Annotated in this window: 13 protein-coding genes and 1 pseudogene; 5 read left to right on the plus strand and 9 right to left on the minus strand. The window is 71.7% G+C overall.

The features are described 5' to 3' along the window. Nucleotides 1–158 precede the first annotated feature (158 nt). Complete coding sequence (locus LK06_RS01765) at nt 159–1,313, plus strand: DMT family transporter (protein WP_071659057.1); 1,155 nt, start codon at nt 159–161, stop codon at nt 1,311–1,313. Here LK06_RS01765 and LK06_RS01770 read toward each other — a convergent pair. Continuing rightward, on the minus strand, nt 1,303–2,514 hold the full coding sequence (locus tag LK06_RS01770; RefSeq protein ID WP_039653920.1) for a transglycosylase family protein: 1,212 nt from the start codon (nt 2,512–2,514) through the stop codon (nt 1,303–1,305). The genes LK06_RS01765 and LK06_RS01770 overlap by 11 nt on opposite strands. A gap of 271 nt (nt 2,515–2,785) precedes the next feature. Between LK06_RS01770 and gndA the strand changes: the two genes are divergently transcribed. Further along, the gene (gndA, locus tag LK06_RS01775) at nt 2,786–4,225 is read left to right on the plus strand and encodes an NADP-dependent phosphogluconate dehydrogenase (RefSeq protein WP_039653919.1); all 1,440 of its coding nucleotides are present in this window, start codon (nt 2,786–2,788) and stop codon (nt 4,223–4,225) included. A gap of 738 nt (nt 4,226–4,963) precedes the next feature. On the opposite strand, the gene panD is transcribed toward gndA, so the two are convergent. From panD to LK06_RS01800, 4 genes are all read right to left on the minus strand, one after another. Beyond that, nucleotides 4,964–5,383: an aspartate 1-decarboxylase gene (panD, locus tag LK06_RS01785; RefSeq protein WP_039653918.1), complete on the minus strand. Its 420-nt coding sequence runs from the start codon at nt 5,381–5,383 to the stop codon at nt 4,964–4,966. A gap of 524 nt (nt 5,384–5,907) precedes the next feature. Then, a complete protein-coding gene (locus tag LK06_RS01790; RefSeq protein WP_043405308.1) occupies nt 5,908–6,891 on the minus strand; it encodes a zinc-dependent alcohol dehydrogenase family protein in 984 nt (327 codons plus the stop codon). A 107-nt stretch (nt 6,892–6,998) separates the two neighbouring features. After that, the gene (locus LK06_RS01795; RefSeq protein ID WP_043405305.1) at nt 6,999–7,571 is read right to left on the minus strand and encodes a TetR/AcrR family transcriptional regulator; all 573 of its coding nucleotides are present in this window, start codon (nt 7,569–7,571) and stop codon (nt 6,999–7,001) included. Nucleotides 7,572–8,033: 462 nt separating this feature from the next. Beyond that, entirely contained in the window at nt 8,034–9,401 is a 1,368-nt protein-coding gene (locus LK06_RS01800) for a wax ester/triacylglycerol synthase domain-containing protein (protein WP_052269998.1), read from the minus strand. A gap of 510 nt (nt 9,402–9,911) precedes the next feature. Here LK06_RS01800 and LK06_RS32940 point away from each other — a divergent pair. Next, nucleotides 9,912–10,088, plus strand: coding sequence for a hypothetical protein (locus LK06_RS32940; RefSeq protein ID WP_159025260.1), 177 nt, complete (start codon nt 9,912–9,914; stop codon nt 10,086–10,088). A 130-nt stretch (nt 10,089–10,218) separates the two neighbouring features. On the opposite strand, the gene LK06_RS01805 is transcribed toward LK06_RS32940, so the two are convergent. Both LK06_RS01805 and brxD read right to left on the minus strand, forming a co-directional pair. Further along, the gene (locus LK06_RS01805; RefSeq protein WP_039653914.1) at nt 10,219–12,417 is read right to left on the minus strand and encodes a DEAD/DEAH box helicase; all 2,199 of its coding nucleotides are present in this window, start codon (nt 12,415–12,417) and stop codon (nt 10,219–10,221) included. Further along, on the minus strand, nt 12,417–13,766 hold the full coding sequence (gene brxD / locus LK06_RS01810; RefSeq protein WP_043405303.1) for a BREX system ATP-binding protein BrxD: 1,350 nt from the start codon (nt 13,764–13,766) through the stop codon (nt 12,417–12,419). The genes LK06_RS01805 and brxD overlap by 1 nt, the downstream gene beginning before the upstream one ends. 126 nt (nt 13,767–13,892) lie before the next feature. Between brxD and LK06_RS34145 the strand changes: the two are divergent. Further along, nucleotides 13,893–14,003, plus strand: a pseudogene (locus LK06_RS34145) (CBS domain-containing protein); the annotation flags it as partial. Nucleotides 14,004–14,302: 299 nt separating this feature from the next. Then, nucleotides 14,303–14,518 carry a hypothetical protein gene (locus tag LK06_RS01820; protein WP_043405301.1) on the plus strand — a complete coding sequence of 72 codons (216 nt, stop codon included), beginning with the start codon at nt 14,303–14,305 and terminating at the stop codon, nt 14,516–14,518. Nucleotides 14,519–14,683: 165 nt separating this feature from the next. Here the strand turns inward: LK06_RS01820 and pglZ are convergent, their stop codons facing one another. Together pglZ and pglY are read right to left on the minus strand one after the other, a co-directional pair. Then, nucleotides 14,684–17,599 carry a BREX-2 system phosphatase PglZ gene (pglZ, locus tag LK06_RS01825; protein WP_043433816.1) on the minus strand — a complete coding sequence of 972 codons (2,916 nt, stop codon included), beginning with the start codon at nt 17,597–17,599 and terminating at the stop codon, nt 14,684–14,686. Then, entirely contained in the window at nt 17,596–21,504 is a 3,909-nt protein-coding gene (gene pglY, locus LK06_RS01830; RefSeq protein WP_086083008.1) for a BREX-2 system ATPase PglY, read from the minus strand. Before pglY ends, pglZ begins: the two co-directional genes overlap by 4 nt. Between the last annotated feature and the right edge of the window lie 382 nt (nt 21,505–21,886).

Below are 21,886 nucleotides of genomic sequence, written 5' to 3' on the forward strand. Positions count from 1 at the left end.
AGCCCGTGGACGGGCAGAGTGTTCGCCATGCAAGCCGACCGTCCGCCCCATCCGGAGCCCGTCTCTCGTCGCACGCCGTCGCAGGACCTCACGATGCGGGTTCAGGGACTCCGCACGCGAGTTCCGGGCCTCCTCCGCGGACCCGGGGGACACCGAAGATGAGCGCGCTCGCTTCGTCCGTTCTGCTGTCGTTCCTGTCCGCCGTCGCCTATGCGGCGGGAGCCATCGTGCAGGAGCGGATCGCGGTGTCGTCCCCCGGTGGGGCGTACCTGCCGTTGCGCCGGCCCGGCTGGTGGGCGGCACTGGTGCTCAACGGCCTCGGCAGCGCGCTGCACGTCGTGGCACTGGCCTGCGGGCCACTGAGCCTCGTCCAGCCGCTCGGCGCGCTGACCATTGTGTTCGCGCTGCCCATGGCGGCGGTGTTCGTCGGCCGCAGGGCCGATACGGCAGCGTGGCGTGGCGCGCTGATGGCCACGGCGGGTCTGGCGGGCCTGCTGTCCCTGGTCGGTTCCTCCGACAGGCACTCCCTCGACCCGGCCCTGCGGTTGGCGGTCGCCCTGGCCGCCGGCGGGGTGATCGTGGCGCTGATGTGCGCGGGCCTGGCCGCGCGCCGGCATCCGGCGGTGCGCAGCGTCGTACTCGCCACCGGCGCCGGTACGGCCTTCGGCATGGCGTCGGTGTTCACCAAGACCGTCGCCGTGGACTGGACCCGGGACATCGCCCTGGACGAGCTGTTCTCCCTCACCGTGGTCGCGTTGTTCGCCGTCGCCGGCGTGCTGCTGTCCCAAGCCTCCTACCGGGATGGCGGCCTGGCGGCCCCGCTGGCCACACAGACCGTGGTCAACCCGGTGCTGGCCGCCGCGGTCGGTCTCGCGTTGTTCGGCGAGACGTTTCGCTACGGCGATACCGGCACCGTGCTCGCCCTCGGCTGCGGCGCCGTGGCGGCGGGCGGCCTCGTCATGCTGACGACGCAGCGGGGAGACGGTACCCGCACGCCTGCGGTCGCGGAACCCGCTCGCGGCGCCTGTGCGGCGCCTTCGGCGGGTGACGCGTTCGTCCCCGTGCCGCACCCACGCCCCGCCGCGTGGTCCGAGGTGGACGGGGCCGACCGACGGGAGCACGCCGCGACCGGCGGTGTACCGGCCGGGCCGGTACACCGCGAACCGCCCGCACCCGTCCCACACTCCGTCGTGGAGCCCTGCCAGGACGGCGGACCGCAGCCCGACCAGGAGCCTCCCACGTCGTACGACCCGCGCCCCAGGGGAGTCTGTGCGCCGGTTCCGGGGCGGCGCCGGGCACGCGTCAGATCCTGACGCCGCCGCCACGCAGATAGGCGAGCGGATCGATGTCGGTGCCGAAACCGGGTCCGGTCCGCACCTCGAAGTGCAGATGCGGGCCCGTGACGTTCCCGGTGGCACCGGAGCGGCCGATGCGCCGGCCGGCACCGACGTGCTGGCCGACCCGCACGGAGATGGCCGACAGATGGGCGTACTGGGTGTAGCGGCCATCGGCGTGCCGGAGCACGACCTGGTACCCGTAGGCACCGGCCCATCCCGCGGCCACCACCTGACCGGCCTCCACTGCCTGCACGGAGGTACCGGTCGGCACCAGGAAGTCGACGCCGGTGTGGTAGCCCTTCGACCAGTGGGCACCCGCCGCGCGGTAGCCGGTGCCGATGGGGGCGTTCACCGGCGCGACGAGCGAGTGGCCGGCCGGGGAGGTTCGATGAGGGGACCCGGAGGAGGTCTTCTTCGCCGGTGTCCTGCTCCCGGTGTGGGTGCCGGTCGCGGCCCCCGTACGCAGCCTGAGCCGCTGACCCGGCAGGATGAGATCGGGGTCGGCGCCGATCGTCGTGCGGTTGCCCGCGTACAACTGCTGCCAGCCGCCCTGGACATGACGTTCAACGGCGATGCCGGAGAGGGTGTCACCGCGCACCACCGTGTACATCTCGGCCCGGCCGGCGCGGGACTGAGGAATGGCCTGCGGCCGTACGTCAGGCACCGAACGGGACGTCGCGGAACCCGGTGACACTGAACCGGACCTTGCAGAACCGGACCGTCCTGAACCGGACTGCCCGGAGCCGCTCTCCACTGGGTGCGCTGAGGTGCTCTGCGCGTGCCGGCCGGGGCTGCCACCGTCCCGGGTCAGCCCCGCCCGCACCGAGCACACCGGCCAGGCGCCCGGCCCCTGCCCGTCCAGCACCCTCTCGGCCACGGTGATCTGCTGGTCCCTGGTCGCCAGGTCGGCGCGCGGGGCGTACCGGGTGCCGCCGTAGGCCTCCCAGGTGGACCGGGTGAACTGCAGCCCGCCGTAATAGCCGTTGCCGGTGTTGATGCTCCAGTTGCCGCTGGACTCACAGGCGGCGACCTTGTTCCAGGTGACCGCGTCGGCGGCGCTGGCCGAACCGGCTGCGACCAGCGGGAGCGCGAGACCGGCGCCGCCTGCCGTGACGGTGAGTGAGGTGCGGTTGATCCTGTTCGGCTGGTACCGGCGGTGCCGGCCGCGTACGGCCATGTCCGAAATCCCCTCGACATGCGTCAGGAGGGGCAAAAGTAAACGCCGGGAACAGGCCATGGCAAGGCCGCAAACCAGCCGTACGCTCCCGTCAAGTGGCCGGCCGGCGAACCTCCTTGGGGTAAATCGCTGGTGAGTGAGCCCCAAGGCACGGTCGCCACGTATGGGAACGTGGCGAGTCGGATGTGCACTCGCCGTAGCGGCACGCCAGGATGGGCGAGGGCCCGTACGGACGGAGCCGCGGTCACGAGGCAGCTAGGGAGCAGGCGGTATGAGCACTACAGCGCAGATCGGCGTCACAGGACTCGCGGTCATGGGCCGCAATCTCGCCCGCAACTTCGCGCGCAACGGCTACACCGTCGCCGTGCACAACCGTACGGTGTCGCGCACGCAGGCGCTGGTGGAGGAGTTCGGGCACGAGGGCGCCTTCGTCGCGGCCGAGACCGCCAAGGAGTTCGTGGCGGCACTGGAGCGCCCGCGCCGACTGGTGATCATGGTGAAGGCGGGCGAGCCGACGGACGCGGTGATCCAGGAGTTCGCACCCCTCCTGGAACCCGGTGACATGATCATCGACGGCGGCAACGCGCACTTCGCGGACACCCGGCGCCGGGAGCGGGAACTGCGCGCACAGGGCATCCACTTCGTCGGTACGGGCATCTCCGGCGGCGAGGAGGGCGCGCTGCACGGGCCGAGCATCATGCCGGGCGGCTCGACAGAGTCGTACGAGTCGCTGGGTCCGATGTTGGAGAAGATCTCCGCGAAGGCGGCGGACGGCGCGCCGTGCGTGACCCACGTCGGGCCGGACGGTGCCGGGCACTTCGTGAAGATGGTCCACAACGGCATCGAGTACGCCGACATGCAGCTGATCGGCGAGGCGTACCAACTACTGCGGGACGTCGCCGGTTACTCCCCCGCGCAGATCGCGGACATCTTCCGGACCTGGAACACCGGGCGGCTCGACTCCTATCTGATCGAGATCACGGCCGAGGTGCTGTCCCACGTGGACGCGGCGACCGGGAAGCCGTTCGTGGACGTGGTCGTGGACCAGGCCGAGCAGAAGGGCACCGGCCGCTGGACGGTGCAGATCGCGCTGGACCTAGGCGTGCCGGTCTCCGGCATCGCCGAGGCGGTCTTCGCCCGCTCCCTGTCCGGCCACGCCGGCCTTCGAGAGGCCTCGCGGGGCCTGACCGGGCCGAAGCCGGCCACGCTCGGCGAGTCCGAGGCGGCGACCTTCGCGGACCGGGTCGAGCAGGCGCTTTATGCGTCCAAGATCGTGTCGTACACCCAGGGCTTCCACGAGATCGCCGCGGGCAGCGAAGAGTACGGCTGGGACATCGACCTCGGCAAGGTCGCTTCCATCTGGCGGGGTGGCTGCATCATCCGGGCCGCCTTCCTGGACCGCATCCGCGCCGCGTACGACGCCCGCGCCGACCTGCCGAGCCTGCTGTCGGACGAGACGTTCGCCCGGGAGATCGCCGCGGCCCAGGACGACTGGCGCGAGGTGCTGGTCGCGGCGACACGGCAGGGAGTGCCGACGCCGGGCTTCGCGGCGGCGCTCGCGTACTACGACGCGCTGCGCGCGGAGCGGCTGCCCGCGGCGCTCACACAGGGGCAGCGGGACTTCTTCGGGGCGCACACGTACCGCCGGGTGGACCGGGAGGGGTCCTTCCACACGATGTGGGGTGGGGACCGCGCTGAGGTCTCGGCCTAGCTGGGCCTGCGCCTGCGCACCGTGGGACGGGGGAACGGCCGTCCCACGCGTGTGGTGTCGCGATCCCGACCCCGCGGCTCCCCACCCCCTCGCGTCGCGCTCGGTGCGCTCGGTGCGCTCGGTGCGCTCGTCGCCCCCGTTGTCCTCAGGTGAGAGGTGGGCCGGGCTCGGGGTTCGGAACCGGCTCGGGACCCGGGGGGATCGGGGACGGTGACGGCTCCGGCGGGCCCGGCGCCGGTGGCACGGGAGGTGGGGTCGGTCCGGGGCCCGGCGGGGGCGGTGGTGCGGGCTCCGGACCGGGGCCCGGTTCCGGCGGCGGGACCGGGCTGGGATAAGGATCCGGCGGGGTCGGCCCTGGAGGCGGCCCCGGGGGCGGCCCCGGTGTCACGGGGTTGAGGAAGGGGTTCGTCATCGGTGTCCTCCGGCAGTCGCTGGACGTCGCCTCTGGACTACTCCCCCGCCTACCCGGGCACCGCTCAGGCACTCACCCGTCGGCGGCACCGAAGGGGGCCGTCCGGGGGCGGCACGGGCCGTTCGGAACCCTCCTGGGACGCACCCCTCCCGTGCCAGGCCGAAGTCACCGGTGTGTCCGGCGATCTTGCCCTCGCCCAGGGCTTCCGCGCGGCCGACCGCCCGGTCGTCGCGCATCGCGATATCGCTCACGGGTCCGCGCGCTCCCGGGCTTCGCCCCGCGCTTCGCCCCCGGTTTTCGTGCCGGTTCTTGACCCGGTCCGCCGATCAGGCCGACACGGCCTGCGGGCTCCGCATCTGCTCCGAGCCGGGTACCGGCTCGGAGGGGTCGGCGCCGAGGGCCACGATCCGGTTGCCGCCGTCGACGTGCACGACCCGTGGCCGCAGCTCCCGTGCCTCGGCGTCAGTGACCTGGGCGTAACTCATGATGATCACCAGGTCTTCCGGACGGACGAGGTGGGCCGCGGCCCCGTTGATCCCGATCACTCCGGACCCGCGTTCGCCTTCGATGACGTACGTCTCCAGCCGGGCGCCATTGGTGATGTCGACGATGTGCACGAGTTCGCCCGGCAGCAGGTCGGCAGCCTCAAGGAGATCGGCGTCGATGGTCACCGATCCCACGTAGTGCAGGTCAGCCTGAGTGACGGTGGCACGGTGGATCTTGGACTTGAACATGGTGCGCAGCACTTTGGACTCCTGGAAGACGGCTCCCTGCCAGCTTTCTGCAGGTCAAGGGCGTTACTCACTGTACACCGACACTCTTCGCACTCGAAGATGCTGAGGAACATCGATCCCACTCGGACAAGAAGGTTCCCCCCTGCGCTTCCGCGTAGAAGCAGGCTGTTGTGCCATCGCCGTCCAAGGAACCGCTCGAGCACCTGCCTCGGGGTGTGCAAGGACTCATGCTGACCAGATGCTGACTTACCTGACGATGCGCCAGGTAAGCACTTCATTGAGCACGGAGCCAACCTCCGCATCGACCTGGAAGTCGTTCAACGCACCCGGCAGCCTGGGGCTTCATTGGGCCCCAAGGCATCAGGCGGTCGAGTGGACCTGCGACTGGCTGCCCCACCGTCGCCTGTGGAGCACTCGATCCGGGCAGCCTTGTGGTTCAAACCATGTGATGCACGGTCCGGCCTGACTCCGCCCCCACCGTGCAGCCACCGCACCCGCTCGGAGGTTGCCCGAGGCCCGTACGCCGGACGTCACCGTCAGCCGACATCGATCACGATCTTGCCGTCTGTGTCGCCGCTCTCCACTGCCGCGTGGGCAGCGGCGACGTCGGTGAGGGTGAAGTGCCGGGGGTCGACGAGGGGCTTGAGCGCTCCCGCGTCGGCGAGCGCTGCTGCCGCCCCCATGATCTCGCCGTGGTGTTCCCGTCCGCGCCCGGTTAGCAGGGGCAGCAGAGTGAAGACCCCGGAGTAGGTCGCGCCGCGGAAAGAGAGCGGCGCGAGGCTGTGCGTCCCCCAGCCCAGAGCACTCACGACGTGGCCCGTGTAGGTGCGGACCGCCGTGAAGGAGGCATCGAGCACGGCGCCGCCGACGGTGTCGAAGACGACATCGAAGCCCTCGCCGCCGGTGTGCTCGGCGACGTACTGGTCCGCGGGGGTGGTGGTGTAGTCGATCGGGGTGGCCCCCAGACGCCGGACGGACTCCAGCCGGGCGAGCGACGCTGTGGCGAAGACCTCGGCGCCTCGGGCCCTGGCGATCTGCACGGCCACATGGCCGATCCCGCCCGCTCCGCCGTGGATGAGGACCTTCTGCCCGGCGCGGACCTGCGCACGGTCGACCAGTCCCTCCCAGGCCGTGATGACGACCAGGGGCAGGGCCGCGGCCTCGCGGTGGGTGAGCGAGCGCGGCTTGTGGGCGAGCAGGCGGGCGTCGACGGCCGCGTACTCGGCGAGCGAGCCCTGTACATCGCCGACGCCGCCGGTCATGCCGAAGACCTCGTCGCCCGTGGCGAAGCCGCGGACGTCCGCGCCGACCTCTTCGACGACGCCGGCCAGATCCAGGCCGAGGACGGCCGGCAGTGTGCGCTTGGCGTGGGCCGCCTTCCCGGCCCGGATCTTGGTGTCCAGCGGGTTGACACCGCTGGACACCACCCTGACCAGAACCTGGTCGGGAGCGACGGCCGGCTTGTCGATCTCACGGCGGACCAGCGGGGTGCCGAACTCCTCGAGGACCACTGCGCGCATGACGGCGTCTCCTTGCTGTCTTGCCTGGTGAACAAAGGCTCTGTCTTGCCTGGTGAACAGGGGGCCGGAAGCCGCGGCGCCGGGCCTGGGTATGTGCTCGAACGCGGTCAGGTGCGGTCGGCGACTAGCCGACGTGCCGCTGACTTCGCCTCCTCCACGACGGCACGGTCCTGGAGCAGCCGCCCCGATGCCAGTGCGCCGTCGATCAGGAGACCGATCTGCCGTGCGAGCGCGTCGGGTTCAGCAGCGCCGGCCCTCTCGCCCAGCTCGGTCAGCCACGACTGACGGCGCCGCGTGTGACGCACGGTGACGGCCCTGGCCTCCGAGTCCAGGTCGGCCTCGACCGCCGCACTGACGAACGGGCATCCGAAGAAGCCGTGCCGGTCGAAGGCGTCCGTCAGCGCGTCGAACAGCCCGACGAGCTGCTCGCGGGGGCCGCCCCCGGTGCGTGCGGCAGCGTCCTGTAGCTGCGCCATCCAGGAGTCGTCGGTCCGCCGCAGGTATGTCGCGACGAGTTCCTCCTTGGTGCGGAAGTGCGCGTAGAGCGTGGACTTGGCGACACCGGACGCCGCGATGACCTGATCGATGCCGACTCCGCGCAGCCCGTTCGCATAGAACAATTCGGCTGCCGCCGTGAGGATCCTCTCCTCCGATTTCGTCTTCCTGACCCGCGTCACCATGACCGCACCTCCTTAATCGAACAGACTAGTCCGTCTGATTAAGAAGGGCAATCGTGAGCGCGGGGGAACGGCGTCGCGTCCTCCTCCGAGGCGCCGGGCCGCCCCGCCTCGGCTCGGTCCACCGGCTGCGCTGCGGCACCGCGCTCCTCTCCGGAGCCGGCGGGTGGAAGGGAACGCCCGGGCCGGACCGATGGCCGCGCGGAGCGCCGGCCACACCTGTCGGCGTCGATCCGGCGGGTGTACGGGCACGCCGCGACCGGCTGAGCTGCACAGCGACGGGCTCCGGCGCGGGGGAACCGCAGGCGTCAGGGAGCGGTCACGGATCTGCGCTGCTATGGCCGGAGAACCGCATGGCCGCCATCGCACTCGGCGAGGTCACGGCCCTGCCGCCGGCCCCGTCCCGGAGCCGGCGGCGTACGGTGGCGCGGATTCCCGCTCGCTGCCGCAGCCTTCCGAGGTCCTTCACGCCCCCGTCCTCGCGAGCAGGGTCCCGACCTCGAGTTCGATGTCCCGCGCGAACGCATCGACATCGGAGATGGCTCCCGGATCGGCACACAGCCCGGCGAAGAGCGTGCCGGTGAGCGAGACGGCGGCGACCCTCAAGGCGTGCCGCGGCGCGATCTCCGCGATCGAGCAGAGGCTGTCCACCCGGCGGCCCAGCACGTGCACCGGCACGGACGGGCCCGGCACGTTGGACACGTTCAGCGAGTACTCGTGGGGACTGTGCACCAGGTGCTGAACCATCCGGCGCACCGGCGACGGCGTCCGGGCGGCGGCTCGCCCGAGCGCGTAGACCGCCCGTGCATCGTGCCGGTTCTTGCGCAGGCCGGTCGCGACGGACACCGCGTGCAGGCGGGTGAGCGGATCGGGCTCCGCGACGGGCAGGCTCACCAGCAGGAAGGAGTCCCGGTTCCCGGCCGCTTCGGCAGTGACCGGACCACGGTGCATGCTCACCGGGACCTCGGCCTTGATCGCCGCGCCGGGGGCGCATGTGAGCAGCCAGGTCCGCAGCGCACCGGCAACGGCGGCGAGCAGCACGTCGTTGACGGTGGCGTGCGGCGCGACAGCCCGGCCGATGCGGTAGAGATCGGCGAGTTCGCAGCGGGCGAACGCGACGACACGTCGGCCACCCACGGGTGCAGCCAACGGAGACAGCCGGCCCAGCGGCCCGAACTCGCGCAGCAGCAGCCCTCGGTACCCCACCGCCCGGGCGAGGCGGGCACCTGCCCGTACCTGCGCGGGCAGGCCCGGCGCGGACCGCCGGCCCGGTTCCGCGCCCCCGGGCAGGGGTGCTTCGGGTGCGCCTCGGACGGCGGACTGCGGCACCTCGGGCGGGTCCGATGTCCAGATCAGGCGGCTTCCCGCGTGCATCGTCGTGACGCCATCCGCCAGGCAGTGGTGCACCTTCCAGATCAGCGCCCATCGTCCGTCGGCCAGGCGGGGCACGACGTCGAGGGTCCACAGGGGTTCGGACCGGTCCAGGGCTTCGGTCATGACGGCGGCCACGATCCGGCGCAGACCGGCCTCGTCCACCGGGCTGCCGCCGCCCGCCTCGCGCACATGCCGGTCGATGCGGAACTGTGCTTCGTCCTGCCAGGCCAGACCGGCCGGAGACCCGGGGGAGGACATCAGGTGCTGCCGCCAGCGCGGCAGGCTCTCCAGGCCGGACTCGACCCTGTCCCGCAGAGCGGGGAGGAGCGAGCGGCCCGGTGCGTCCCGGATCAGGAGGACTTTGAGGGTGTGACCTCGGATCGGCCCGGATTCCAGCGCCAGGACCTGTGCGTCCTCCAGCGTCATCGGTTCCGGGGTGGCAGTGAGCGCGCCGCCCATCGGGGCTCTCCTTCGTGGATACCCCGGCTCCGGAGGCCGGGCGGGAACGAAGCTCCTGCGGAGCATCGTGAGGGTGCCGGTCGGCCGCAGAGGCAAATCAGAACATCCCCACACGAACGCCCAGCAAGTTGCAGACGGACGGGGCGGCCCGTGAGTGGTAATCACTCACGGGAGACAGGCGCTCCCGTACTGCTCCTGTCCCGACCGGTATGCGGCCGGCCGGGCTGTCGCGCACGTTCGGGTGCGTGCGGAAGGTCCACAACCAGCCTCCTCCTTCACGCGCCGGGGGCAACTCGATCACGACCCCTTCGCCTCCGCCGGCGCGGGGCGGCTGGCTCCAGGGCCGCTGCCCCGAGTGCGGTGCGGGCATCGCCAGTTACTTCTGCGAGGAGTGCAGTGCGCACTTCCTGCCCGAGTCGGTCGTCGAGCCGCGCCCCCTGCTCGGCGAGGGCCCGAAGTCCTGGCGGGAGATCTCCAGCCTCTTCCTGCGGCTGCCCGACCGCGACCTCCTTGACACCACGCTCGTGGAGCGTCGCCGACCGCTACCGGGCGACCGTGGCACGCTTCCTGGAGCGCGACGGCCTGACCGTACGGCCGAGCGCCCCGCAGACGTGGGGACTTCCGCTGCCCGGAGCCGAGCCGGACGTGCCGGTGCGCCGGGCGCGGCGCTCGGCGGCGAGGCCGTGACGCAGCAGGACGGTGACGTCGAGCCGGGCCGGCTCGACGTCCGTGCGGTCCGGCGGGTACGGGGTGTCGTCGTCCGCCGCGGAGCCTCGAAACCGGCTCCGTGGCGACCGCCCTCTCTGGAACGGGCCTGTCAGGTGCCGTGCTGGAAGCGCGCCGGTTCAGCCATCACCAGGCGTGCGCTGTCAAGGTCGGCCAGGCGGGCGGCGACCGTGGCAACGGCGAGACGCTCCGGCAGAGCGACGGAAAACTTCAGGCCGCGCACCGCGCGGTGATCCACGTCGGGCAGGACGAGGGTGTCGCCGCTGTCCTCGCGGGCCACGCGCCAGTCGGCCGGAGTGAGGTCCTCGCGCAGCCGCAGCCAGCTGTCCGTGGGGCGTTGCAGCGGATCGGCGACCGACCGGAGGGTGGCCGCGAGTGTGGCGTTGGCGCGATAACCGGCCCACGTCCACCAGCGCACGTCCTTGCCGACCCGCGTCACCAGCGTGCCGCCCGGGTGCACGGTGTCGGGTGCGTCCGTCGCACGCTGTTCCGCCAGGCATGCCTGCGCACGACGGGTGAGGGTAACCGGCGGGTCGGTGCCCAGCAGCACCTCGCGCATGGCACGTGTCAGGGCGTACGACAGTCCGGCGACGCCGCCGTTCATCCACTTGGCGATCCCGCCGCCGTCGGCGGGCTCGACGAAGACGCGTTTGCGCAGCCAGTCGATGTACGTGACCTGCCAGCTGCGTCCGCCGAGCAGCAACCGCCTCGGACCGGGGCGTTCTTCCGTGAGCACGCTCGGGTCGGTGCGGCCGATCTCCGTACGCCCGGACAGGACGGTGAACTGGGGCGGTGCGGTGAAGGAGGCGGTGAGTTCGATGAAGTGCCGCTTGCCGAAGCGTCGTTCCGCCTCGGGTCCGACGAACAGCATGCCGCCGTCGCTGTCGAGGAATCCCTGCTCGGTGAGGAAGCGCAGGATCGGTGCGGCGGATCCGTCGAAGGGGGCGAGACCGTTCCACTGCCGGTCCCACAACCGGTCGCCGAGCTTGTGCTGCTGCAGGGTGACGGCGAGCAGTTGCTGGGCCACCAGGTGGCGTGGCTCCGGCGGGGGGACGACCGGTTCCACCCAGTCGCGGGACCAGAGCAGCAGGAGGCCCGCCGCCTGGAGCAGCGTGTCCTTGCGGGTGGTGAGGAACAGGCAGTTGCGTGCGGTGCCGGGGCGCCGGCCGGTGCGGCCGATGCGCTGCAGGAAGGAGGCGACCGACACCGGCGAGTCGATCTGGATGACGCGGTCCAGGTCGCCGACGTCGATGCCGAGTTCGAGGGTGGAGGTGGAGACGATGACGCAGTCGCGTGCCTCGGCGAACGCCTGCTCGGATCGGGCGCGTTCGTCGACGGAGAGGGAGGCGTGGGAGAGGAAGACGGTCACGTCGCGGGCCCGGAGCGCGGCGCCCAGCTCCTCGACCTGGCGGCGTGAGTCGCAGAAGACGAGCCGCTTCTCTCCCTTGTGCAGTGCCGCGATGAGTTTGGCGGCGTTGTCCAGGGAGCCGACGTAATCGAGTTCCACCGCACCCGCGGGCCTGCGGGAAGGGTCGGCGCACGCCTCGTCGCCGGGCACACCGGCGTCGGTGGCCGGCAGGTGCGCTCCCGGGGCGACGACGTGGCCGGTACGGCTGTCGGCGCCCGCACCCTGCAACCAGTGCAGCAACTGGTGGGGGTTGCCGACGGTCGCCGAGAGGCCCACGCGCTGGATACGCCGTCCGGTCACCCGTTCCAGCCGTTCGAGCACGGCGAGCAGGTGCCATCCCCGATCGTCCCCGGCAAAGGCGTGCACCTCGTCGACGACGACGGCCCGTACGCCCCCCAGCAGGCGGACGTGGTCGGTCTTGACGCCGATCAGCATCGCTTCGAGCGATTCGGGCGTGGTCAGCAGAATGTCCGGTGCCTCGGTACGGATGCGCCGCCGTTGCGACTCCTTGGTGTCGCCGTGCCAGAGTGCCGCGCGCCGCCCCAGCCACTGGGTATAGGCCTCGACACGGCCGATGAGGTTGTTCAGGAGTGCTTTGAGCGGGCACAGGTACAGCACGGACGTGCCGGCCCACTTCTGCTCGGTCATCGCCGACAGCAGGGGGAAGCAGGCCGCCTCGGTCTTGCCGCCAGCCGTCGGCGCCAGCAGTACGGCGTCCTGCCCGTCCATGAGTGGGGTGATCGCCGCTCGTTGCAGGGGTCGCAGGTCGGGCCAGCCGAGGGTGTTGACGATGTGGTGCAGGACGACGGGGTCGAGCCGGTCGAGTACGTCGGCGCCCTCGTCGCCCGGCGCCTCGCCGGCCGGGCTCCCCGCATCCGGCATCACAGCTCCAGGTCGATGTCGTCGGCCGATGCGGGGCCCCCGGTGACCGTGGCGGCCAGGTTCCGCTCCACGTCGGTGAGTTCACCGCTGGCGACGGTCAGCCGGTAGTGCTGCCGGGGGGCGAAGTCGTCGAACTGGTCCACGCGGTCGAGCACGTCCCCGACGAGCTTCTTCAGAAACAACCGGGGGGCCACCCCCACCTTCCCGCCCAGTGCCCCGCCGACGGCCAGCGCGAGATCCTCGACGTACGAGTCGTCGACGACCTCCCGCACACGCGCGGACGACTCGGCGGCGTCGGCGTACAGGTCCCGGATGGTGACGCCGAGTCCGACCAGCGACTCCTGGTCGAAGCCGGGGAGCCTGATCTGCACGGCGCGTGGGTTGTCGAAGCGCGGGTCGGTGGTGAAGTCGGTGGCCAGCCGCTGGGCGAGCGGCGCGAGGCGCTGCACGCCCTGCTGGCCGTCGTAGAAGGCCGGTGTGCCCGTGGTGACCAAGTAGAGGCCGGGGAAGCGACCGGAGTGCACCTCGTCGATGAGCTGTCGCAGCGCGTTGAGCGCCTTGTCGCGGGCGTCCGACCGGACCCGCTGCAGCGTCTCCACCTCGTCGAGGACGACGAACAGCCCCGTGTGCCCGGAGTCGCGCAGGACGGTCAGGAGCCCCTGCAGGAACCCGAGGGCGCCGAAGTGGTCGAGGTCGCCGCGCACGCCGGCGGACCGGCGGGCGGAGGCGGCGACGTGCGGCTGGCCTCCGAGCCACGCCAGGACGGCCGCGGCGGTCGCCTCGTCGCCGTCCGCGAGGGCGGCCCGGTAACCGCGCAGCGCGGTGGCAAAGGACGGGGCGTGCCGGGAAACCTCGGCGAGCCGTGCGACGAGCAACTTCTCCACTTCACCCGGCAGTTCGTCCTCGGTCGCGCCGGCCGCGAGGGCGTCCTCCTCCAGGGCGTAGAACCAGGCGTCGACCACGGGGCGCAGCGCGCTGGGCCGGAAACTGGAGGTGGTGAGCCGTTCGGTGAGCCGCCGGTAGACCGTCTCCAGTCGGTGCAGCGGGGTCTCGTTCTCGGAGATCTGGATCTCGGCCACGGCGAAGTTGCGGCGTTTGGCCCGCTCACCCAGCCAGCGGGTGAAGAAGGTCTTGCCGGACCCGTACTCGCCCCGCACGGCTTTGAACACGGACCCACCGGACGCCACGGCGTCCAGTTCCGCGTCCAGGGCCGCCTCGAACCGGTCGAGTCCGGTGGCCAGCAGGTCGAGACCGCTGTCGGGTACGGCACCGCGCCGCAGCGCGTCGATGACGGTGCGGCGGCGGGCTGCGCTCACCTGGGCGGGGCGCTGGGATCCGGTAGTGCTCACAGCACCAGTCTTCCATTTCCCGAGTCCCTCCGTGCGGGACCGGGAGCCGGCCGGCCCCGCTGGCAGGCCCGCGCTCCACACGGTCCTGTGTGTCGAGTCGCCACTTCGTCGACGTGGTCCGCGGGCGGCGACGACGGCTGCTTCTCGGGCATCGTCACCGCCGCGGACGTCACGGAACGTTTCGAGGGCGCGGCACGGCCGTTCTTCATCGTCGGGGATTTCGAGTCGCGACGCTGCTGGGCGCGTTCGCGGCGTGACGGTGGTGTCTCGGGCCGCACCACCGGGTGGGCGCTGCCGGGTCGCAGCCACGCTTCGGAGAAGTGCGTTGTTATGTGGGCGAGTTGGCGATAACGTGTCATCGTTTCCGTCTGTCCGCCCTTGGGGGTCTCTTTGACTTGCTCGCCGTGCGCGTTCCGATCAGCAACCGGCTGGTTGCGGGCTCCGTAGCGCCCGAACGCGCAGCGCTGGACAAAACGTCAACTGACCTAGGTCAGTTGTGCCCGATTCCAGCGAGCGAGTATTTCCATGGAGGAACGGTGTCGATCCACTCGACCCAGCAGACCTGTAACCATCCGGCTCGTGACATCACCATCGTCACCCTCGCATCTGGTGTGGCTTCCCTCGGTACTGCCATCGTGACGATGGCGCTCCACGCGAGCCCCTTGGCGACGCTGACGACCAGCGGCGCCGCGTTCATGGCCGTCCTCACCGCAGGCATGAACGTGCTCAAGCACGTCAGGCGCGACTCATAGCTCGTTCAGGGGCGGCCCGCTTCGACCGGGCCGCCCTTCCCGGGCCGTTCGAAGGCCTCGCCCGGCGCCGTGCATGCCAGGGACTCCAAGGCTCCTAGGCGAAGGCGGTGTCGGCCTACCCCCAGGAGCAATGGGCCGCCCGGCACCGCCCACGCACGCAGACCTTCAGCCGGCTCCGAAGGCGAACTGCTCCCGCATGAGCGCCTCGTGGAGCCGGAGGGTGCGCCCGTCCGGCAGGGTTTCCAGTACCTGTACGCCGTCGTAGTTGAGGAGTTGCCGCAGGACGGCGGCGAAGCCGTCGGCTCGGGCGGTGGGCATGCCCGCGCGCTGGGCCAGTGCGGTCACCGGCAGGGTGCCGCCCGCGTCCAGGAGGGCGGTGAGTGCCTTGTGGACCTGCTCCTGCTGGGGCTTGCGGGCCAGGCCACCGAGTTGCGCCCGGTACGTCTCGGAGTCGATGAGCGCCGTGACGAGCGCTTCGGTCCGGGAGACGAGGGTCGGAGTGAGCAGGGCGTCGTCGCTCCCGGCGGTCAGCGCGACGTCGAAGAGGGCTTCGTGGGTCCGGGCGAGTTCCGCGTGTTCCTTCTGGGACTTCGCCGTCGGCTTCTTCGGTGCGGGGACGGATGCCGCGCCGGTCGTCCGTGCCGTGGGCTCTTCCGGGAGCGGATTTCCGGCCTCCTCCGGCGCCCACCAGGCGGGACGCTGATCGCCCAGTTCCCGCCACCCCTTCGGCGGTTCCGCCCCGAAGGGCAGGAAGGCAAGCACCGGGATGGTGAACTCGGCCAGCGAGGCGCCACCGTGGTAGCCGGCTTTGAGGGCCGTGTAGCGGGAGTCGGCGTCCCAGAGCGCAACGATGGACGCGCCGGGCCCGGGCCACACCACGCGCGGCCCGGAGAGGGCGATCTCCCGTTCGGCGAGCGGCCCGCCGGGCAGGCGGTGCCGGGCGGACGCGGGTTCGGCGGCGTCGGCCTTGGTGCCGTGCCGGTCGACGACGTGGCCGTGGTCGCTGGTGACGACGACCGCCATGCCCTGCGCAGCCGCCACCCGCAGCAGGTCGCGCAGGCCGGGCACGTCGTCGACCCGCCAGGTTCCGTCGCCGAGCTTCTGCTCCTTGGCGAGACGGTCGTCGATGGCGTTGAGGACGACGGCGACATGGGTCCGGCCGTCGGTGAGCGCCTGCGTGAGTGCCGGGCCGAAGGTGTCGCCCGCGGTCTCGGTGCGCAGGTCGTCCTTGTGGAACACGGCGGCCGGGGTTCCGCCCCACAGTCTCAGCGCGGGGAAGAGACGCTTCTCGTCGGCCTGGGTGCCCTTCATCAGCGTGCCCGCGAAGAGGGAGGTGCGGGACACGGCCGTCACGGTGGGCAGTGCGGCGGCCATCGCCCGGCGGAGCGGGACGCCCTCGGGCAGCGGGTCGAACTCCGCCCAGGAGCGGCGCAGTTGCTCACCGAGTTCGTTGGCTATGGCCGCGCTCATGCCGTCGAGCACGAGCAGCAGCACCCGCCGCTCCCCGGTGCGCCGGACGACGGGCCCGACCACGCGGTCGAGGAAGGTCTCGACGGTGAGCATGCCGCCGGGCTGGGTGCCGGACTCCGTCCAGGAGGCGAGTGAGCGTGCGAAGGACGCGTCGATCTGCCTCCGCCGACCCCTGACGCGTGCGCCGAGGGCGTCGTACGCGGCCTTGAGGACGGGGCCCGGGTCGCCGCCGGCCTCGATGTGCTCCAGGGCGAGGTCGACCCAGCCGGTCTCGGTGAGGTGGCGCTGTATGGCATCGGCGACGGTCGGGGCGTCAGCCGACGGGTCGGTGGCCAGCCAGCGGGCGAGGCGCTGTCCCATGCGGGCGCGTTCGACGCAAGAGGCCTCCTCCGGGTCGGTGGCGAGCCGGTGGTCAGCCAAGTTCCGGACGGCTTCCGCCACGGTGGCCGTGCCGCCCGCAGCGAGGGCCCGGCCGACGGCGGCGAACCGGGCATCGAGTCCACCGCGCAGGACGGGGCTCGCCCCGACGGCGGCCTCCGCCCCGAACTGGCGGGCCAGCACGGCCGCCCGGTCGAGCACGGTGCCGGTGACGCGGCGTGCCTCACGGGCGTGGTCGGCGTCGCCGCCGTGGCGGTGGGCGGCTGTCAGCAGGGCGGTCACGTACTCCTCGGCGGACCGGCCGAAGACGGTCACCAGGACATCGAGCTGATCGCCGACGGCCGGGGGCTGGTCGCCGAAGTACCGTTCGGCGCGGCCCCTGGCCCGGTAGGTCTCGGGGGCGGGATCGGCGTGCTGCCACAGTGCCGCGCAGACGAGGCCGAAGGCGGCGGCGTCCGCGCCTCGCTCGGCGTCGACGAGGGCGAGCAGGGCGCGTCCGGCGAGGCCTGCCTGGTCCTCCTCACCGAGGAAGGCGGTCAGGCCGGCGCGCTCGGGGCCGCGCAGCCCCAGCAGCCGTTCGGGCGCGCCCGACCGCGTCGACCAGTGCAGCAGGGCCTGCGCGTCGAGCCGGTCGTCGCCGGGGCGCCGCGTGCTGTCCTCGGTGTCGTAGCGGCCGAGGCGCAGGCGGCGCTGGGTGAGCGCGGTGAGGGCGTACTGCCGGGACAGCCATCCGCCGGGCACGGGCGGCCAGCCGCCCGTGGTGGGCGGGGTGGCGTCGAGCAGGGCCTCGGCGGCCCAGTTGACGTCCTTCAGGCGCGGGTCGATCTGCCGGGCGCCGAACGCGTTGCGGACGACGTCCCAGCTGTCGACGGCGTCGATGCGCATCTTGTGGACGCGGGCGAGGATCGCCGGGTCGAGTTCGTTCTGCTCGCGGTCGGTGAGGACGACCAGCACGGCGGGGCCGGGCCGGCGACCCGACAGGTGGTCGAGGACGAGTTCGTGGACGGCGAGCGGCGAGGGCGCCACCGCGACGCCGGCCGTCCTGCCCTCGCCCCACGTGGGTTCGGCGGGGCCCTCCCACCGGGGTACGGACCGGAGCAGCACGATCCGGCGCCTGCCCCCGCCGTCCCCCGTCAGGGAGGCGGCAAGGGACGACTGCGCGGACAGGTACGGGGTGACGGTCGCGGTGTTCAGCCGCACCGCGCCCGGAGCGACAGCGACGGTGTCCGTCATTCGACGACCTTCCAGGTGATCTCGATGGTCGCGTCGGGGTGGCGGGCGGCCAGTTCGGACAGCTCCGCCTGGAGGTCGGCGGCGGCTCGTGCCGCGGTCGTACGGCGGCCACCGGACGTCCGCGCGGTGCCGCCGCCCGAAGAGGCCGGGGCACCAGAGCTCGCCGAGGAGGGTGTCTCCTGCGGGGTGTAGGGGATGCGCGGATCACTGGTCGGTGTGTTCAGGGACAGGTCGTCCGCCGTGGGCTGCGGCGCGACGGGAGGAGGCGGCGGGGTGGCAGCGGCCTGGCTGCGCTTCACCAGGGCGACGACCTCGCGCTGGGTGCGGGTCAGCGCCTCGCGCAGGTCCGCGGTGCGCTGGTCGTCGCGGGCCACATTGCGCAGCGAGTCCAGCAGCGCCTCGCCTTCGGGGCCGAGACCGGCGGCGAGTTCCAGCGTGCCCCAGGGTGCGGAGGCGACGGCCTCGGCGACGCTGCGGGCCTGCTTGACGGAGGTGCCGTACCGGTCGGCGCTGATCGCACCCAGGTCGAAGGAGGCGAGGGCCTCGACTGTTTTCTTCGCCCCGGCCGCGCCCTTGCCGGCCTCCGCCGTGAGCGCGTCCAGCAGTTGCAGGGAGCGGCGGGCGAGCGCCAGCCGTCCGGAGTCGGCGGTCTGGTCGAGGCCGAGGAAGAAGGCGTGGGACTCCAGCTGGTGCACCAGGTCGGCCGCGTGGTCGCGGTCGGCACGGGCGGTCTCGATGATCTGGTGGGCGAACTGGTTGACCATCCGGCCGCGGCGCAGGGTGGGCGTCTTCTTCCCGAAGATCGTCTCGAAGCGCTGCCGTGCCGTGTCCCAGTCGGGCTCGGCGGGCAGCGGCTGGCTGCGCAGCGCGTCGTGGTCCTTGATGGCGGACAGTTCTGGCGGGGGGTCGAGTACGGTTCCGCCGCGCACCCACACCCGGTCGTCCATCTCGGCGAAGGCGGCGACGACGAGCCGGGCGAGGAAGTCGGGCAGGCCGCGCGGGTCCGGCTTGTCCGTCCAGTCGGTCAGGGTGATGAGGGTCAGGTCCCCGGTGACACCCTGGGCGCTGGCGAGCTGGCGGAAGTGGTCGGCCCAGTAGCGGGACAGCTCGAAGTACGCCTCCTTCTGCTGCCCGAGGCGCAGGGGTCCGGCGATCCGCTGCATGAGCTTGCGATCGGCGGCCGGTACCTCCACCCGTCCGTCGCGCGCCTCGGCGGCGGCCCGGACGTGGGTGAACACCCTGCGGGCGTCGGCGGACTTGACGGCGGTGCCGGTGGCGTCGGGGTCGAGGTCGGGGTGTGCCGAGTACTGGTGGGCGAGTAGCTTGCCTGCGATGTGCCGGATGCCGTCGTGCAGGTTCTGTCCGAAGGACAGGGTGAGGCCGTCGACGTCGGGCAGCGCGACGAGGTGGTCGTCGAAGTCGGGCACGACATCGGCGACTTGCTTCTGAGCGAGCCCGTACGCCTGCTTGAAGGCCCCCTTGACCTGCTTGAGCAGGGCCTCGCGCTGGGTTTCCAGGAGGCCTTTGGCACGGCTGCGGTTGTCGGCGTTGAGGTGACCGGCGTACTGGGTGTCGAAGCGGTGCTCGTCGGCGAGGGCCTTGTCGATGACGACGAGCCGCCGGAAGTCGGCGAAACGCTGGGCGGACAGGTGCGCGGGCAGCCAGGCGACGGTACGGGACCGCGCGCCCTGCTGGCGCTCGCGCAGGCGCTGCATCCGGTTGACGTCCTCGCGGGGCCCGTACGCGCCCTCGTCGAAGGGGAGGTCGATGGCGATCCGCCAGCGGCCCTCCTCCTGCGGGACCAGGTCGTGGTCGGGCAGCTCGTCCTCGTCGGCGACGTTGCCGAAGACGATCTCGGTGGTGCGGGCGGTGCCCCGCCAGGTGAGGCCGAGCTGGTCGCTCAACTGTCCGTGTTCGACGCCCAGTTCCTCGGACAGCAGACGGCGGGCGAGCGCAGCCCGGTTGCCGGGGTTGTCGTTGACCTGGGCGTTGGCGATGACGGAGTCCACGTCGACGCCGGACAGCTCCAGGCGTACGCCGGGGTTGGTGTCGGTGCCGGTCTCCTTGATCTCCGGGAACCGGGCGGCCCATTCGGCGACCTTGTTCTTGATGATGCCGACCTCGGCTCCCGGGATGGGCGCGAGGACCGATCCGTGGTTGAGCGCGCCGAGCCGCCGGATCGTCAGCTCGGAGAGGCTGGGCACGCTGGGCGCGAGCGCGGACAGCAGCAGCGTGCACACGAGCCGGTTGTCGCCGAGGAACATCCGGCAGCGGTTGGCGCGCTGCTGGTCGGTGACGGTCCCGGGCTGGGTGCGGTACTGCTTGACGTCGTCCTCGGTGACGTCGTACGAGCTGAGGAGGTAGGGCCGCAGCTTGGTCTTGTACAGCTTGTCGGCGGCCTCGAAGACGACCTTCAGGCTGTCGGTGAACGGCTTGTCGCCGCCCTCCGCGATCACCGGGTAGAGGTCGCCGACCGGGATGAGCTGCCCGAGACGGATCTCGTTGCGGTGGTCGGCGAGGAGCTGACCCATCAGCTTCAGACCGGTACGGGAGCGCTGCAGCGCCGACGAGATGTGGACCAGGGTGTCCATGAACGCCGGCGAGAACGGGTACGTCAGCCGGAACGACTCCGCGTCGGCGCCGGTCGTGCCCTTCGCCGAACCGAGCAGCGTGTCCCACACCTGCGGGCCCACCCGCTTGGTCTGCTCGAAGGCCGCGCCGATGAGCCGTTCCGCCTCGGCGTCCTTGGGCTTGAGGAGGCGGGCGTGGGCGATCTGCGGGAGGTTGCGGTCCTCCAGAGTGATCTTGTCGAACCGGCCCGAGGCCAGGTTCAGGGTGTCCTGGATGGAGGCTTCCGCCGCGCCGGATACCTCCTCGCCGACCAGCTCGCGCAGGTCGCGCTGACGGGCGATGAACGACACCACGGGGATGGCACGCCGGGCGTCGCCGCCCTCCACGAAGTTCGTGATCTTACTGGCTTCGCGGGCCACGAACTTCTGCTCGTGGATGAGGGTGGCGAGCCAGAGGATCAGCTCGTCCAGGAACAGGATCAGGCCGTCGTAGCCGAGCGACTTGGCGTGCTCGGCGATGACGGACAGGCCGGCGTCCAGAGAGATGAAGCCGTGCTCGTTCTCGGCGGCGTTCTGGGCGAAGCCGGGAAGGAGGGTGGTGCTGGCGTCGTTGACCAACTTGGCCCGCAGCTCGGCCGGGGTGGTGGGATGGCGGAGGTCGAGCGGGGTGCCTCCCTCGTGGTCCTCCTCGGCGGCGAGCGCGGTGGCGAGGAGCTGCGGGGTCCAGGCGAAGCCCTCGCCCCACTCGTCCTCCTCGCCGTCGGCCGCGTCGGTGCCGCCGCCCAGGCCGCGGATCACGGCCTCGTCGCCGATGTTGGCGACCATGGCGCCGATGTCGGCGAAGAGGGAGTCGGTCCGGTACACCTGCGGGGTCGGGGCCTGCGGGTGCAGCTTCTTGACGTGTGTGACGTACCCGCCGAGCACGCGCTGCTCCAGGGCCTTGGCGCCGAGCATGTGGTACGGCACGAGGAGGAACTTCTTGCCGTCCGTGGTCAGCCACTCGTGTTTGGTCAGCACCGGGTCGAACTCGGTGCGGGCGCGAGCGGCCTGGTTGCCGCTGAGCAGCGCGTACAGCACCGCCATGAAGTGCGACTTACCGGAACCGAACGAGCCGTGGAGATACGCCGCCTTGGATCGGTGCCCGTCGAGCGAGGACTTGATGAGGGCCAGCGCCTCGTCGAAGTTCTCCAGCAGCCGCTCGGTGACGACGTAGTCCTGCAGCGCGTGCTGGGCGCCCTCGGGTGTCGTCGCCTCGGCGAGGGACAGCACGAAGTCCGAAGTGGAGATGGACTTCTTGATGTCGATGACATCGCGGAGGAGGGGCTGCTGGGCCATTGAGGGTCTCGCTCTCCCTGACGGTGTTCGGTGCTGCTGCTCGTACGCGATGTGGTGCGGGTCCGCCACTCCGACCCGAAGCCGGTCACCGGTCCAGGCCGTAGATGAGGGCCCGGACGTTACGGGCGGCCTGTGAGCGGTGCGACGTGCCGGTGGTCCTGCCCGGTGCGGAGGAGCGGACCGGTCACACATGCCGCCGGGCGAGAAGGACGTTCACGGCATCGGCCAGGTCAAGGGAGGCGGGCACGCGGCGCTTGCAATCCTTGCCCCCCTCGTACTGAACGATCACCCGTACGTCCTGCGCATAGCACCCTACATCGGTACTCCGACCGACCCCGCGCCGTATACCCCCGTGCACCGTCCGCGCATCCCGCTCTCATGC

The organism is Streptomyces pluripotens, from assembly GCF_000802245.2.
GTDB classification, from domain to species: domain Bacteria; phylum Actinomycetota; class Actinomycetes; order Streptomycetales; family Streptomycetaceae; genus Streptomyces; species Streptomyces pluripotens.